We start from the raw sequence: 15333 nt of genomic DNA, 5'->3' as shown, positions 1-15333 counted from the left end.
TTGTTTATATCTGAAATAGTTCATACAGAAGACTCCTTTTTGTTAAAATTATACTATAAATTCAACTTTGCAACAGAACCTTCCTTAGCCTATATATTATTTACAAAATTCTATATTATCGATAATCAGGATGTATAAAAAACAATATTACATATTTTGTTAAGTTCTTTTATAATTTCTTTTTCAAAAGTCTCATCATTTTCCCTTGATGTATTTTCATAAATATCAAATAAAAATAGAGCTGAATCACTTGCAGTATGTAAATTGACTATATTAACTTCATCCATTTTAGTAAGTTCAGTACTTTTGCTACTTCTCACTTGTGATGTAAGTTTTTCTATTTCCTCTAAATTACTTTTTATAGAAAGTTCTTTTGCAAGTTCAGAGAATTCAACATCTGAATTCGTATATCCTAATCTAAAAACATTTATTTTCCTAGTATATTTTGCTAAATCAGATTTCAAACTATTAATAATCCTATCGCTGTTTTCTTCGAACTGTTTGTTTTTTTCTTCTTTATCTTTTTCTTGTTGCTTAACGCTATTATCATATGATTTATATGCGATAACAAGACTGATAACAGTTGTAAGGAGAGTGAATAATGCTACAAATGCTTTTAAAATATTTGGATATTCTTCTAGAATTCCCTCAATTTGATAAGAGTATTTAAAAACAATAAATATGGAGACCACTATTATGAAAATCGATATACGTAACATCTTCTTCATTCTAAAACTTCCTCTCTAAGCCATATAAAAATGTTACTGACTCACATTATTATAAAATGATTCTTATAACATATAACATATATCAGTATAGTTATTAAAACATCAATTAAAAATGCATGTTTTATAAATATCATTAACCCTATTCCTATTTATATATACTACAGATATAAATAAAATAACTCCGTAATTATAATATTTACGCTCAAACTTTATGAACTTTGCATTCCTACCCACTATGGTGTTATAATGCAATTAACAAAGATTATCAGGCATGTATGCACCAAATCCCCTTACTACGGCCATAGTAAGGGGATTTTTTGGTGTGACTAGTCGCCTATTCGTCATTACGCTTGCGTAGCCAATGCGCAAATAGCGCAACGAGACAACCACTTGATGCTGTGGTCATGATGTTTACAAAGATTTCAGACATCGCGTATGCACCTCCTCTCTACGTCAATTGACGCCTGAGAGATAGGCGACTTCATTATTATATCATCTGTGAATTGTTAAGCATATCCACTTCGGATAAGTTAAATTATGAAAACCATTCTCTCCACTTCTTTATAGTTATACATTTAAAAAAGCAGATGATATCACCATCTTAATTATAAAATCACCTGTTCAATTTATTCCTAGTTTAGTAGGAAGTCTTTACAAAAAATAAATTAGGTATTTATGAAGTAAGAGAGCTAGACAGTAATAAAGAAACTGAAAAATACTTAATTAAAACATCTCAATCCCACCAAACTACTATTATCGTTGGTGGAATTGATCCGTTTATTTTTGTAATTTATTTAATATTTTTTAGGTACCTCTTGTTGATAAACCTTTTTGATTTTTACTACGGTTCCTTTAATCCCTCTAAATATAAATTTATATAGCTCATCATAATCTCTTTAATAACTTATATATGCTTTATACACAAGTGTAAGTTACACTTGTGTGAATTACATTTGTGTAACTTACACTTAATTCTTCTAATTGTTTGCATACAGTATGCACGCATACATTATGCATATATTAGTTATGCAAACATAATATATGCTTTAAAGTAATATCATAATATTGTTTGCTTTTTACATACTTATAAGAATATAAAAAGCAACATGTTGCTTTAGTATGTCCACTAAAAAACAGTAATTTGTATTATACTAATAGGTTTAAATAAACTCTATTTACTCACCAAAGTATATGTTAGATTGCTATTTTTTTACTATCACTATCTAAGTAGTACTTTAGAATTCTTATACATGTTCGATACACAAATGTAAACTACACATCTTTAAGATTATTGTATAAACTCATCCAAAATTCTATATCTTTTACACTCACTTTTCGCACCTCATTATGATATAAATAATCTTTTAATTCTTCTCTGTTATACCTTTATTTATATCTTCAATCAAGTTTCCTTTTGGCGTTAAAAAGGATATATTTTTGTTAATTATTCTTTGCATGAACGCTTTGAATTCCAATACATTTTAAATATAAAATAGCTCACACTTTTCCAACTTTTGTTCTCATATTTAATAATCTACTGACTCAAGTAATGCTAAAATTTTGTCTTGTTTACTCGCAACTTCTTTTAAAATTTTTGTATTTTGCGCTTGCTGATGTGACTGTTCTGCATATAATTTTTGATAACTTTCAAGTGGATCTAATAACTCTAAAGTCTCTAAAATTAATTTGTTTCTTGATATATTTTTATCTTTAGCCAATCTACTTAATCGATCTAACAACTCACTATCTACATCTCTAATTAGTAAATCTTTCTTCATTATTTTGAACTCCTTTTTTTAAAATTTTTTACTTATTTTTTTATGTTTTACGTACATATACTTACTAAGATTATTTTGAAATTCAAACGAAATCCAGAATGATATTAAAGTATTATGCCTTCAAAAAAAGGTGTCTCACCTTTGTGACATTTTCTATATATCGTGTCACAAAGGTGAGACAAACACAATATGTTGTGTCACAAAAGTGAGACATTTCTATTTTTTTGATATCATAACACAAACCATTTAAACCCTTGAAATGTCTGGCTTCGCCAGACCTATCATTTCAAATGATAGCATATTTCCCTTATGCTCTTACCAAATATTTACCGATTTTTACGTTTTTTCTAAAACGCTCCTAAAATCCATATAGTTTTTTTAGTTACATGATATGAAAAACATACCGAATCGAACATTTAAAAAACTCATTTTTATACTATATTTAAGATGTATCTATAGCAAAAGGAGTGTTCAAAATAAAACTAATTTATAAACTAAAAATGAAACGGCTTAACGAAGAATTATCTCGAAAAAATTGGCAAAATCACTTAATAAATTTTTAAAACGACCTATTATGCCGAAAGAAAAATAGGACTCATTGCTTTCAATGAGTCCTATTTAAAATTTGATGTTATAGATCAAATTTGTAGCTTTCTTAATTTAACGATTCAAGATTTTCTATATAAAAAGTGGTTCAAATAAAATTAAGATTTCACTAGCTGCTTCCAAAATAAAATCATAAATTTTGTCATTTACTTAATGAAAATAGAACATTCATTCATCAATTTTATACACTTATACTTCATTTAAATTTAATTAATAAACAAGATAGGGTTTCATTTCCTAAATATGATTTTAACCAAAGAATTTATTACGATTACTTTGAAAAAATCTCATTAATTGCTTACCATATGAAATAAATTTAAATATTTTTGAGTCATATTGACTAACAATTAATAAGTTAATTTAGATAGTAATTTTAGCAACATGGATTTAGTTTTCAAAATTGATAGTTTTAAAAGAGGTTATAAAATGAACAAAACTAATAACGAAACGAAACTAACGAGTAATTTAAAAATTTTAGGTGGGGTATTTGTAACATTAGCTATATTATTGTTTATATTTCGTCTAATAATTGATTATTTTTATGGTGGAAGCCCTCTTGAAAAAACTAATGATATTTTAATAGCTATAGCTTTTGGTATGGGCTCCTTAGCATATACTTTAGAGAAACGTGTTATATTAACAATCTTTTATGGTCTTTTCTTTATTTTATATGTTCTATCTTTACTTGGAATATAGTTATATATAAGCAATTAGCTGCTTATATATCTTAGAAAATTTTGAAGAATATTAAACATCGAAGGTGATTTTTTGAAACAAGAAGAAAAATATAGTTTTTTAACTAAAGCGATTAATATCTTAGTTGCTATATTATTAATTATCGCCATTTTTTATATGGTTATACTTTCGGATAATAGCTATTTACCTATGTTATTCTCTCTTATAGCATTTACAATCGCATCTATCCCAGAAATTTTGAAAAAGAAAAAGAGTGGTTGGATACTTGGTATTTTAGGTTTAATATTGATCATTTTAGTTTTGGTTTAATTTATCTTTATATTTAAAAGCCACATTACAATATTTATGAATCCAGAAAATAAATAAAAGATGGTGAAGATAAAAATGATAAAACCTAAGTCAAGATCCATTTTTAATTTCATTATAGTAATCAATCTTATTTGGTATATAGTTTTAATATTTGTTATTGATGTTGGAACTATAGGGTCAATTATTTATTGTAGTTTATTTTTTATACTTGTTGTTTTAAGAGATACTATAACTCCAAAGTAAAAACAACGTGCTAAGAAGGACAAAAACTAAAAAGATACTATAAAAGGAGCCATAATCCTTTACGCATCAAGGATTATGGCTATAATTTAAAAATCGAGTTATTTCTATATAGTATCAAGACAAGAAGAAACTCGTTTTCAACTCGTTTCTAAAACCTTAAATATCTAAAATCAATTATTAACTGCGACCCAAATTTCACTATAAGCATTATCTCTATCTGAATCATTAAATTTAGTAAAAGAAAACATTGGTACATTAGCTAATTTATATTCTGTTTCTGGCAACCATTCAGAATAAATTTTAGCATATGTGTCTTGTAAAACTTTTGGAAATTTACCTTCATTTTCAAAGACTATCCATTTACTTTCATCAATATTTATAACATCAAGTTGATCGCTTATATTGTTTTCTGTTGTTATAACACCAATCATATGAGTTAAATAACCCTCTTCTTTAATAAAATTCTCATCAGCATCATATGAAACATTTACAATTTCTTTAGGTTCAATGTTTTGTAAATTATTCATTTCTTCTTTTTGTATATTAGTAATACTATTTGCTAGTTCTTCAATTTCATTGTTAACACCCTCGTATTGCATACGAACACGTTTTTTTACGCCTACTATATTAATTTTTGGCAAATCTACAATTCTAGTTTTCATGCCTATTCCTCCTTTAACATTAATAGCAAATGAAAGTTTCGGATATGAAATTAAAACTTGTTTTTCATATATTTGAGATGGTAAATACCCACTCCAATCTCTAAAAGACTTTGTAAAACCATCAATTGAATATCCATATTTTATAGCTACACTCGTTACTGATTCTTTATTTAATAAATCTTTATTAGCAAAATACAATTTTCTTTTTTTTATATACTCAGATAAACCGATACCAGTAAGAAATATAAACAAATTTCTATAATGCTGCTCAGGTAAACCAACAAAATTCGCTATATCATATAAATTTAAATCGTTTGTTAAATTCTGATCTATATAATCTATAGAATTATTTAAATTTTTTAATATCATATCCATCACCTTTCAATCCTATAGTAATCAATAATCAAAGAACTAACTCGATAATTTATATATAACAATTATCGAATAAAAAATAATTGCTTTATTCCAATTGCTTTATTGACGTTGAGCCTCGGAACCCTTAACAATCCCAAAACTTGTCGAATGGTCGGCTTAATAGCTCACGCTATGCCGACATTCGTCTGCAAGTTTAGTTAAGGGTTCTTCTCAACGATGAATAAATTTTCTCGGCATAAATGCGTGATCTAACTTTTGTCATAACGTTTAGCAAAACATAATACAAAATAAAAAAAGAGATGTGAAATTAGATTCACATCTCTTTTTAACTATCACTTGATATCTATTACTTTTCTTTGATTATTCTCAGTTTTCGGTAAATCTACAGATAAAATACCATCTTCAAATTTAGCTTCAATATTATCTTCATCTATATTATTAAGTGAATACATTCTCTTCACATTACTATAAGATCTTTCTTTTTGAATGACTTTACCTTCATCATCTTTTTCTTCATTTACCTGATTATTTTCAGCAGAAATTATTAGCGTCCCATTTTCATAAGAAATATCTATTTGGTCTTTTGAAAATCCTGGAAGCTCTGCTTTTAATTCATATCTATCGTCTTTTTCACTAATATCAGTTTTTATACCTTGTTCATCAGGAAAATTACTAAAAAATTGTCTTCCAAAATCTCTAAACAATTCACTAGGTATCATATCAAAATAATCTCTTCCAAATGGTTTTAAACCATAAGTCATAACGATCACTCCTTATCATATTTAACCTATTTTTTGATTCATATTTTTGACATAATCCAAATCATTTAAATACTCTTCCCAATTACTGTTGAATTCGAATTCAACAAAAGGGTTAAATTCAAATACACCATCAAAATTAGACATATTCTTAAAAGGAATTAGTTTTTTTGAATTTTTATCTAAACTCATATCAACCCCTCCCTATAAAGCATATAACTATTTTCACTATATATATAACATAAAGGTCAAAGTTGGTCAATGAATTTTCTCGGCATAAATGCGTGGTCTATTTATTTTTCTTTTCTCCAAAATAGTAAGATAAAAACACTCCAATACCACTAATAAAAACTGCAATAAAAATCCCAATCCACGTAAAAATAGACATAGAAAACGCTCCTTTTTAAGTAAACTCTATCACAAGAACGATTTAAATTTAAATACCTTTATTTTGAATTTTAAGGGGGTATTTTAAAGATTTAGGGGTAAATCATATAGTTTTATGCCTAAAAACATATATAAGCTCTTAAAACGCAAATATGAGCCAAATAAATATATGCTATTTCCAAAAGCAAAAATTTGAGCAAAACCAGTGTCGATTTTTTACGACACTGCCCAGTTACATGCAAATTAAAATTTTCATGGTAAAACTGGTCAACCATGCCGGTTGAACGCTATAGTTCCTGCAGGGGCAAAAATACATAAAAAAAACGCTAGCTTTTAAGCTAACGTTTCAAATCTTTTAAGTAATAATTTTGTTTTTCAAAATTCCAAATTGCAGTAATTGAATGTGCTTTTTCTTCTTCGTCTGTTGTTTTATCTTCGTCACTTGTATTAATTAAATTGCCGTCTTCGGCATCATCTAAATTTAAAATTTTATGTTTTTGTTTTAGCAATCCACCCCAACTCAACATACGTTTTCGGTCTAAACCTTTTTCCAAATCATTCACGATTGCTTGATTTCTTTCATCATCATCATTAAAAAAACAGATGACTTAACCGAATATTTTGAGGTTGCTTTGATTGCTGTAAGATCATTTGAATTATTCGTTAAAGATATTGTACTTAGTCATGTTTTGACGGCGCATATACAGTGCATGTATTTCTTCAAGCTCAGCTTTAATCGATTGCATCAAATAACCCTGCATAGCTTCAACCGTTTCATTTTTCTGTAGCAACATCGCTTTAAATCGTTTTAAGACACTGACAAGTTCGAACTCCACGTCTTCTAAACGATAATATGTATCATGGGCGTTATTAAATGATTTTTTCCCTTTGAGTAAAACACTTTTAATAATACGAATTTCTCTAATTTCAAATTTACTTAAATAATCTTGAAGTTGTTTTGGTAATTCTTCAAGGAGTTGGAACTTAAGCGCATCATTATTAAATTCAGTTTGTTGATGATTTGTATGATTCGAATGAGCGTTTTCAGAAATATTGTTAGGTGTATCATTCAAATCATTCGTATCATTGTTCTCAGTCTCTATATAATCAGTATTACTAAATTCAGTATCATTAGGGTCTAAGTTTTGGGATTCTGGAGTCCCATCATTTGGGATTCTGGAGTCCCATTGTTTGGGATTCTGGAGTCCCATTATTTGGGAGTCCTTGATATTACTCGATTCGTCATCGTTCGAAGTACTATTTTGTATTTCTTTTTCAATAGTTATATTCGTTTCTATTTCATGAAGATATAGTTTGTTCGGTCGATTAAACCCGGTTTTAACTTGTTCCAGTAAACCAACCTCTTGTAACTCTTTTTTTATTTTAGTTATTGTATTTTTACTTTTATCTAACACTTCTTGAAGATTTTCATTAGTAAAAATAAAGTATATATCTCCATTTTGATCTATCCAATTATTTTTAATAGATAAACTAACTCTATCATTAAGAATTGCATAGGTAACTTTAGCACTATCACTTAGCTTTTTATATTTTTCGTTGATAAATAAAACTTTATGTAGCATATAGAAATTTTGATTGGCTTGATTTTTTATATTTTTTCTAGGCATAATAAAAACCCCTTTCCTATTAAAGTTTTGGATAGAGGTAATAAAACATTACAAGAACACATAAATTTTCTGCTTGCACTTTGATGATATAGTTGTATATAATACAGATATCAAAAGATTTATAAACGTGCTGCAACGTTTTATCACCAAACCCCGACTATTACCAGTAGTTGGGGTTTTGTCATGTTAAGGTTATTATATCACTTTGAACAACCTTATAAAAGGGAAAATGCAGGATTATCAAAGGTTTATAAAGGGTTTGTAAACCTTTGATAAAAACCATCAACCCTTTATGAACCTTTGATGAAACGATTGACGGGAACCGTTTTTAATATTGTAATTACTTTATTATCAAGCTTTATGAGTTTATACTGTTTTATAAAGGGTTGATAAACATTTTATAAAGGGTTGATGATATGAGAAGCGTGAAAGCTTTGAGTGAAGAATTAGAAGTTAGTAAGCAAACAATTTTTAATAATATTAAAAGATTGAATATAGAAACAATAAAACAGGAAAACACTTCGTTTATTAAAGAAGATAGCGACATAGAAAAAATAGTTCAAAGAGTAAATGAAAATAAGAAGAAATATGGATTTGAAAATGTTGCTGAAAGTAAACAAAAAAAAGACCCAGATAATATTGACGTTGAATCTAAAACTGATGCTCAAATAGTGGAGATTCTTAAAAACCAGATTGATACTTTGAATAATCAAATTGAAAAGCAAGAAAGTCGTCATGAAACAACAATTGAATTTTACAGAAAAGAGTTGCAAGAAAGGTCGAAATTGCTTGAAAATCAACAAGTATTAGCATTAGAAAGTAATAAAAAGATTAAAAAATTAGAAGATCAATTAGAGGAAGAAAGACGACTTAATTATTCTTTTGATACGTCTGTTAATGAGAGACAAAATGTTAATGTACAAGAAGCAACATTTACTGGAGAGTCTAAAGATACTGATCAACAACAAGAATGGGAACAGCCTACAGAGGTTCAGTATAAAGATATACCTGAAGATAAAGAGAATGAAAACCTCAATGAAGAACCATCCACAATAGACGATAAACAATTCGAAGAAATAGATAATGAATACGAAGATAAGGAAGAAAAACCACCTAAAAAAGGTTTCTGGAGTCGGTTGTTTGGTAATTAACACAATAAAAAGCGCTACAAGCTCATGAACTTGTAGTGCTTTTTTATGCTAGAACTTCTGATAATCATCGATTATGTTAATCTATAATTTGTCTATATTCAAATAAATTATAGTATTACTATTATTGAAACTACATCACAGACTAACTATTAAATGATAATATAATAATAAAAGAATTTTAAAGGTGGCATACATATGACTGAAAGACCGGAGAAAATAAATTTATCAAGTATTAATAGTCGTAAAGTTAATATCAATTTATTAAAGGAAATGCATAAACTATTTGAAAATTTAGATGATAGAAATGAAAGATATAATTTTACGTGGAATGGAAAGGCAAAATCATACTTTGAAGCTGCTACACCCAGCACTAAAACATTAAAACCTCAACTTGAAGAAAGCGTTAATTTTGATAACTCCGAAAATTTATTTATCACTGGGGATAATCTAGAATCATTAAAATTATTACAAGAATCTTATTTAGGAAAAGTTGATGTCATTTACATTGATCCGCCATACAATACGGGTAAAGATTTTATATATAATGACAATTTTAAAAAATTAAAAAAAGAATCTGATTTGGATGAAGGTAAAATAGATAATGAAGGTACTAGGCTTATTAAAAATGAAAAATCTAGTGGCCACTATCATTCTAATTGGTTGAGCATGATGTATCCTCGTTTGAAACTAGCACGAAATTTATTATCAGATGACGGCTCTATATTTGTATCTATTGATGATAAAGAGCTAGCTAATTTGAAATTATTGATGGATGAAATATTTGGAGAGTTGAATTATCAAGTAACCATATCTAGATTAACAGGAACTCCTACTGGAAATGGTAACGCAACATTCGTAAACGAACTTGATTATATATTAGTTTATGCAAAAGATAGCTCAAAATTTAGAACAACAGGACTTCCTTTATCTGAAGATCAACAAAAAATTTATAATGAATCTGATGAAAATGGTAGTTATTTGACTCGTTCTTTAAGGCGTACTGGGGGGGAAGATAGACGAGAGGACCGCCCGTCTATGTACTATGGTATAGAAGCACCAGATGGAACAGTAATTTACCCTAAAGGGCCAACTGGTTATGATAGTAGATGGGTTGTTGGTAGAGAAAAATATAAAAAAATGCTATCGGAAAACTTAATTTCTTGGAAAAAGGCTAATGGTAAATGGCAAGTTTACCAAAAATTTTATTTAGAAAATAGAACTCAACAGCCTTCAAATCTTTGGAAAAATAATACGGGAAATAAAAAAGCAACTAAAGAAATACGCAAATTATTTGATAATAAAAAGGTTTTTGATTTTCCTAAACCAGTTAGTTTAATTTCTCAAATACTTCAAATTTCTACAACGAAAAATGGATTAATTTTAGACTTTTTTGCAGGATCGGGCAGTACAGCTGAAGCTGTTATTCAATTGAATGCACAAGATGGCGGTAATCGTAAATTTATTATTTCAACTCTTGACGAACAAACGCCGAAAGATTCTGACGCACGGAAAGAAGGCTATGAAACAATAGATCAAATTTCTAGAGAAAGGATTCGACGTTCCGCAAAAAAATCAAAAGATGTTAGTGGTTTTCGTGCTTTGAAAGTAGATAATACTGGACTTAGAGAAGATGTATTTAAAACTTCTAATGATCTAAAGCAAGAAGATTTATTATCTGATATAGAAAATCAATTAGAGAATCGATCAAATTATGCTTTACTATATGATGTTTTGATAGATAGTGCTTTAGAATTCAACAAAAAAATTGAACATGAATCTATAGATGGAGAAGACATAATTAAGTATGACTATTCAAGTGAGATGTCAGGAATTGTAGCTTACTTTGATGATAATTTAACAGATAATCTCACACAAAAAATAGCTAAATTTAAACCACTTATAGCTATATTTAAAGAATCTACCTTCAATAAATCTTCTCAAAAAGTTAATGTGCTGGAACAATTTCGTATTATTAGTCCTGACACTAAAGTAAAAGTGATTTAATGATGGTAAATAATTATGTAATGGAGGTATTGAGTTCATGCAGCTCCAATATAAAGACCAACAATTCCAAATAGATGCTGTAAATGCTGTAACATCGGTTTTTGAAGGTCAACCCAAACAAACAAGTATGTCTTATATGATGGATATAGGTAATGAAGAAAATATAACGTTAGATATTTTAAATGGTTTTAAAAATTTTCCCATATCTTTACCAGATAATGAATTATTACAAAATATTAAAACTATACAAAAAGATAATGGATTATTAACAGAGAATAAATTAATTAAAATGGCGATTGGAGGGAAAGATAAAACCACTAAAATTGACAACTCTCGTGAAAGCCTAACATTATCAGTTGAAATGGAAACTGGAACAGGGAAAACATATACTTATATCAAAACAATATTTGAATTAAACAAACAATATGGGTGGTCTAAATTTATTATTGTGGTACCAAGTATTGCTATTCGTGAAGGTGTTGCAAAAACATTTGAATCTACTACTGATCATTTTAAAAGAGAATATGGAGTTACAATTCGTCCATTTATTTATAATTCTAAGCAATTAGATAAAATAGAAGCATTTGCTAACGATGCAGGAATCAATGTGATGATTGTCAACACTCAAGCCTTTAATGCAAGAGGAGCTGATGCACGACGCATAGATATGGTTTTAGACCAATTTCGAGGCCGTCGGCCTATAGATGTAATTGCAGCTACTAACCCGATAATGATTATCGATGAACCTCAGTCAGTTTTAGGGAGTGGGACAAATTCAGAATTAAATGCAACACGGATAGGTTTAGCTAAATTTAATCCCTTATTTTTTATTAATTATTCTGCTACACATCGTGATAATTATAATATGATTTATCGATTAGATGCTGTTGATGCCTATAAAAAACAGCTCGTTAAGAAAATTGCAGTAAAAGGAATTGAAGTTTCTGGCTCAAATGCATCAAGCGGATATTTATATATTGAATTGATAGTTGAAAAACCTAATTTAAAAGTTCGTGTTCAATTCGAAAAGATTTCAGCAACTGGGAAAATCATCAAATCATCTAGGTTACTTGACAGGGGGGACAATATTTATCACCTTTCGGGCGAAATTGAATCTTATCATAGTGGCTTTATTGTTTCTGAGATAAATGCTGTCGAACAATTTGTAGAATTTACTAATGGACTTAAATTACATGTTGGAGAAGTGGTTGGTAATACTAATGATGATGATTTGCGTCGGATTCAAATTCGTGAAACTATTCATTCTCACCTTGATAAAGAATCTAGATTATTTAAACGAGGAATCAAGACATTATCATTATTCTTTATTGATGAAGTAGTAAAATACAAAGATTATGATGCTGTAGATGATAAAGGTTCATATGCAGTAATTTTTGAGGAAGAATATGAAAATATTGTTCGTGATCGCTTAGTTGATACATTTCTAGATAAGGATTATCGCGATTATCTGGAACGTGAACTTACTTCAATTAATAAAGTTCATGCTGGTTATTTCTCAGTTGATAAAAAAGGTAAATTAATCAATAGTAAGATAAAACGCGGCAGTGAAGCAAGTGATGATATTTCTGCCTATGATTTAATTATGAAGAATAAAGAGCGATTGTTGTCTTTTGATGAGCCTGTGCGTTTTATTTTCTCTCACTCTGCTTTAAAGGAAGGTTGGGATAATCCTAATATTTTCCAAATTGCAACGCTACGTCAATCATCCTCTGATATAAAAAAGCGTCAAGAAATTGGTCGTGGATTACGGTTATCAATCAACCAAAATGGTGATCGACAGGATGCACAAACATTAGGCGAAAATGAAGTACAACAAGTGAATGTGTTAACTATAATTGCTAACGAAAGTTATGAAAATTTTGCACGAGACTTACAATCAGAAATAGCTGATGCTGTTAAGAATAGACCGAAATTGCTTGAACCTAAACTATTTGAAGGGCATGAGCTAGTTGTTAACGATGCAAGTGGAGATGTGATTAGTACAATGACTATAGATAATGCACAAGCAGCTGAAATTTGGGCTAGTTTAAAGCTTGGTGGTATTATTACAAAAGAGAAACAGGTAGTTGATAACTACAAAGCAATGTCTAGTGAAGAACAAATTATGAGTATTCAAAATATATTGAATGAAGAATATCAAAAATTCGCTTTGCCTATCCAAAACCTTATTAATAGCGTTTATGATTCAAAAGATTTACCAATTGAAAATGAAAATAAGAGAACAACCTTGAAATTGGATAAAGAAAAATATGCAAGTTATGAATTTAAGAATTTATGGTCAAAAATTAATCGTAAATCTTACTATACAGTCGATTTTGATGACCAAGAAATAATTGAAAAAGCAATTGAATTAATTAACAAGGAGTTGACAGTTACAACTTTAAAAGCTCTTATTACAGAAGGGAATATGAACGCTAATGATATCGAAACAACATTTACTGTTGATAAAAGAACCAGCATTGATATTTATAGTCCCACTAATAATGTTAAGTATGATTTAATTGGAGAAGTCGCAAAAAATGTTGGCTTACTTAGAAAAACAATAGGTCAAATATTATCAGGTATTCACTCAGAACAATTTGCCAAATATAAAGCGAATCCTGAGAATTTCATCGTACAGCTTAGTAGTATTATTAATTCTGTTAAAGCACAAAATATTGTGTCTCATATTATTTATAATAAATTAGATGAAGTATGGGATGAAGATGCAATATTTTTAGATAGGGATATTCAAGGTATTATGGGTGAAAATGTTTTTGAGGCAAAAAAGCATTTATATAACAAAGTTCGTGTTGATTCTGATACTGAGAAATACTTTGCTAGAGATTTAGATACTCAAGAAGATGTCGAAATGTATGTAAAACTGCCAGGAGGTTTTTATATTAATACACCTGTTGGAAAATATAATCCTGACTGGGCTATTGTATTAAATGAACCTGATCATAAACATATTTATTTTATTGCTGAAACTAAAGGAGTGTCAGATAATCTCACTTTAAATTTAAAAGGAGTTGAAAATGCAAAAATTGAATCAGCAAGACAACATTTTAAAGTTATTTCAAATAACGAAGTAACATATGACGTCGTTGATAGTTTTGAAAAAATGATGGATAAACTTTCACCTCACTAAAAATGATCATTATTGAGAAAAAATATAGAAACAAAGAGAGGGCAAAAATGCTCTCTCTTTTTCCTGTCTTATTATTAAAATCTCATAATACATGATTAACATGTACTATGGGAGGCTGTGAGAAACGCTCAGTTGCATTGACAGTCCATTTATCAAGATAATCCCTTATCATGTTTAATTCTATAAACTGTTTGTCTTGTGATATTAACTTCTTTCGCAATCTTACTAATCGCTTTGCCTTCTTCTAACATTTCGACAACTCGATGATAGATAATACGTTTTTGAGGATCTTTTGCATTCGGTGAATAAAGAAAAGGCCGACCTTTATATATACCTTTTTCTTTCGCAACTTGAATTCCTTGTGCTTGTCGACGTTTACTTTCATTTCTCTCTTGTTCTGAAACCATTGCTACAATTTGAACGATTAAATCCTTCATAAATTTATCTAGTAATGGATTACCAATCACTTCATTCATCATAGGTAAACTTGTGATCATTAACTGCACGTCTTTTTCTTTTAAATAACTCACCGTTTCAATAATTTCATCATAATTACGTCCCAAACGATCAATAGATTCCACAACGAATCGATCTCCCATTCTGACAAAATTGAGTGCTTCTTGAAATACAGGTCTATTTTCCACTGACTTTCCCGACTGTTTCTCTGTAAAGATTTTCTCCACACCAAACGTCTTTAAATTATCCAATTGTCTTTCTAAATTTTGATCTATCGATGATACTCTCGCATAACCTATAATCATTCATCTTCACCCCATAATTAATATACACCCTAATCATACGTTTTAGTTGCGATAATTTCAACAACTTATTTTGTATGATTAGGGTGTATCCTGTCT

The 15333-nt window shown here is 28.8% G+C and carries 13 protein-coding genes and 1 pseudogene; 5 read left to right on the top strand and 9 right to left on the bottom strand.

Going from position 1 to position 15333, the window contains the following annotated elements; translation table 11 throughout:
- Nucleotides 1–125 precede the first annotated feature (125 nt).
- The 3 genes from KA893_RS11230 to KA893_RS11220 all read right to left on the bottom strand — a co-directional run bounded on the left by KA893_RS11230 (nucleotide 126) and on the right by KA893_RS11220 (nucleotide 2506).
- Nucleotides 126–728, bottom strand: a complete 603-nt coding sequence (locus KA893_RS11230) for a hypothetical protein (RefSeq protein ID WP_194376094.1) — start codon at nucleotides 726–728, stop codon at nucleotides 126–128.
- A gap of 334 nt (nucleotides 729–1062) precedes the next feature.
- Complete coding sequence (locus tag KA893_RS11225) at nucleotides 1063–1158, bottom strand: type I toxin-antitoxin system Fst family toxin (protein ID WP_194376095.1); 96 nt, start codon at nucleotides 1156–1158, stop codon at nucleotides 1063–1065.
- Between the two features lie 1096 nt (nucleotides 1159–2254).
- A complete protein-coding gene (locus KA893_RS11220) occupies nucleotides 2255–2506 on the bottom strand; it encodes a hypothetical protein (RefSeq protein ID WP_070704322.1) in 252 nt (83 codons plus the stop codon).
- 1032 nt (nucleotides 2507–3538) lie between these two features.
- Between KA893_RS11220 and KA893_RS11215 the strand changes: the two genes are divergently transcribed.
- The gene (locus tag KA893_RS11215) at nucleotides 3539–3808 is read left to right on the top strand and encodes a hypothetical protein (RefSeq protein ID WP_194375759.1); all 270 of its coding nucleotides are present in this window, start codon (nucleotides 3539–3541) and stop codon (nucleotides 3806–3808) included.
- A gap of 72 nt (nucleotides 3809–3880) precedes the next feature.
- Nucleotides 3881–4117, top strand: coding sequence for a hypothetical protein (locus KA893_RS11210; RefSeq protein WP_194375760.1), 237 nt, complete (start codon nucleotides 3881–3883; stop codon nucleotides 4115–4117).
- Between the two features lie 413 nt (nucleotides 4118–4530).
- Here the strand turns inward: KA893_RS11210 and KA893_RS11205 are convergent, their stop codons facing one another.
- The 5 genes and pseudogenes from KA893_RS11205 to KA893_RS11185 all read right to left on the bottom strand — a co-directional run bounded on the left by KA893_RS11205 (nucleotide 4531) and on the right by KA893_RS11185 (nucleotide 8170).
- Nucleotides 4531–5391, bottom strand: coding sequence for an AraC family transcriptional regulator (locus tag KA893_RS11205; protein ID WP_194375768.1), 861 nt, complete (start codon nucleotides 5389–5391; stop codon nucleotides 4531–4533).
- 338 nt (nucleotides 5392–5729) lie between these two features.
- A complete protein-coding gene (locus tag KA893_RS11200) occupies nucleotides 5730–6158 on the bottom strand; it encodes an Hsp20/alpha crystallin family protein (protein WP_194375761.1) in 429 nt (142 codons plus the stop codon).
- 21 nt (nucleotides 6159–6179) lie between these two features.
- Nucleotides 6180–6347: a hypothetical protein gene (locus KA893_RS11195; RefSeq protein ID WP_194375762.1), complete on the bottom strand. Its 168-nt coding sequence runs from the start codon at nucleotides 6345–6347 to the stop codon at nucleotides 6180–6182.
- Between the two features lie 533 nt (nucleotides 6348–6880).
- Nucleotides 6881–7182: pseudogene (locus tag KA893_RS11190) on the bottom strand (protein rep); the annotation flags it as partial.
- Between the two features lie 16 nt (nucleotides 7183–7198).
- On the bottom strand, nucleotides 7199–8170 hold the full coding sequence (locus tag KA893_RS11185; RefSeq protein ID WP_194375763.1) for a replication initiator protein A: 972 nt from the start codon (nucleotides 8168–8170) through the stop codon (nucleotides 7199–7201).
- Nucleotides 8171–8586: 416 nt separating this feature from the next.
- On the opposite strand from KA893_RS11185, the gene KA893_RS11180 reads away from it, so the two are divergent.
- The 3 genes from KA893_RS11180 to KA893_RS11170 all read left to right on the top strand — a co-directional run bounded on the left by KA893_RS11180 (nucleotide 8587) and on the right by KA893_RS11170 (nucleotide 14476).
- The gene (locus tag KA893_RS11180; protein WP_210125809.1) at nucleotides 8587–9321 is read left to right on the top strand and encodes a DUF536 domain-containing protein; all 735 of its coding nucleotides are present in this window, start codon (nucleotides 8587–8589) and stop codon (nucleotides 9319–9321) included.
- 195 nt (nucleotides 9322–9516) lie between these two features.
- The gene (locus tag KA893_RS11175) at nucleotides 9517–11325 is read left to right on the top strand and encodes a site-specific DNA-methyltransferase (protein WP_194375765.1); all 1809 of its coding nucleotides are present in this window, start codon (nucleotides 9517–9519) and stop codon (nucleotides 11323–11325) included.
- Nucleotides 11326–11362: 37 nt separating this feature from the next.
- On the top strand, nucleotides 11363–14476 hold the full coding sequence (locus KA893_RS11170; protein WP_210125807.1) for a restriction endonuclease: 3114 nt from the start codon (nucleotides 11363–11365) through the stop codon (nucleotides 14474–14476).
- A gap of 152 nt (nucleotides 14477–14628) precedes the next feature.
- Here KA893_RS11170 and KA893_RS11165 read toward each other — a convergent pair whose 3' ends face one another.
- Nucleotides 14629–15237 (bottom strand): recombinase family protein, encoded by a 609-nt coding sequence (locus KA893_RS11165; RefSeq protein WP_194375767.1) that lies wholly within the window; start codon nucleotides 15235–15237, stop codon nucleotides 14629–14631.
- Nucleotides 15238–15333: the final 96 nt, after the last annotated feature.

Origin of the sequence: Staphylococcus sp. GDY8P126P (genome assembly GCF_017891965.1) — a bacterium.
GTDB classification, from domain to species: Bacteria; Bacillota; Bacilli; order Staphylococcales; family Staphylococcaceae; genus Staphylococcus; species Staphylococcus saprophyticus.
This window is presented reverse-complemented; position numbering and strand designations above follow the sequence as displayed.

Bases quoted from the DNA above. Each gene is read 5' to 3' on its own strand.
- KA893_RS11230 (WP_194376094.1), bottom strand. From the start codon at position 728: ATGAAGAAGATGTTACGTATATCGATTTTCATAATAGTGGTCTCCATA.
- KA893_RS11225 (WP_194376095.1), bottom strand. From the start codon at position 1,158: ATGTCTGAAATCTTTGTAAACATCATGACCACAGCATCAAGTGGTTGT.
- KA893_RS11220 (WP_070704322.1), bottom strand. From the start codon at position 2,506: ATGAAGAAAGATTTACTAATTAGAGATGTAGATAGTGAGTTGTTAGAT.
- KA893_RS11215 (WP_194375759.1), top strand. From the start codon at position 3,539: ATGAACAAAACTAATAACGAAACGAAACTAACGAGTAATTTAAAAATT.
- KA893_RS11205 (WP_194375768.1), bottom strand. From the start codon at position 5,391: ATGATATTAAAAAATTTAAATAATTCTATAGATTATATAGATCAGAAT.
- KA893_RS11200 (WP_194375761.1), bottom strand. From the start codon at position 6,158: ATGACTTATGGTTTAAAACCATTTGGAAGAGATTATTTTGATATGATA.
- KA893_RS11195 (WP_194375762.1), bottom strand. From the start codon at position 6,347: ATGAGTTTAGATAAAAATTCAAAAAAACTAATTCCTTTTAAGAATATG.
- KA893_RS11185 (WP_194375763.1), bottom strand. From the start codon at position 8,170: ATGCCTAGAAAAAATATAAAAAATCAAGCCAATCAAAATTTCTATATG.
- KA893_RS11180 (WP_210125809.1), top strand. From the start codon at position 8,587: ATGAGAAGCGTGAAAGCTTTGAGTGAAGAATTAGAAGTTAGTAAGCAA.
- KA893_RS11175 (WP_194375765.1), top strand. From the start codon at position 9,517: ATGACTGAAAGACCGGAGAAAATAAATTTATCAAGTATTAATAGTCGT.
- KA893_RS11170 (WP_210125807.1), top strand. From the start codon at position 11,363: ATGCAGCTCCAATATAAAGACCAACAATTCCAAATAGATGCTGTAAAT.
- KA893_RS11165 (WP_194375767.1), bottom strand. From the start codon at position 15,237: ATGATTATAGGTTATGCGAGAGTATCATCGATAGATCAAAATTTAGAA.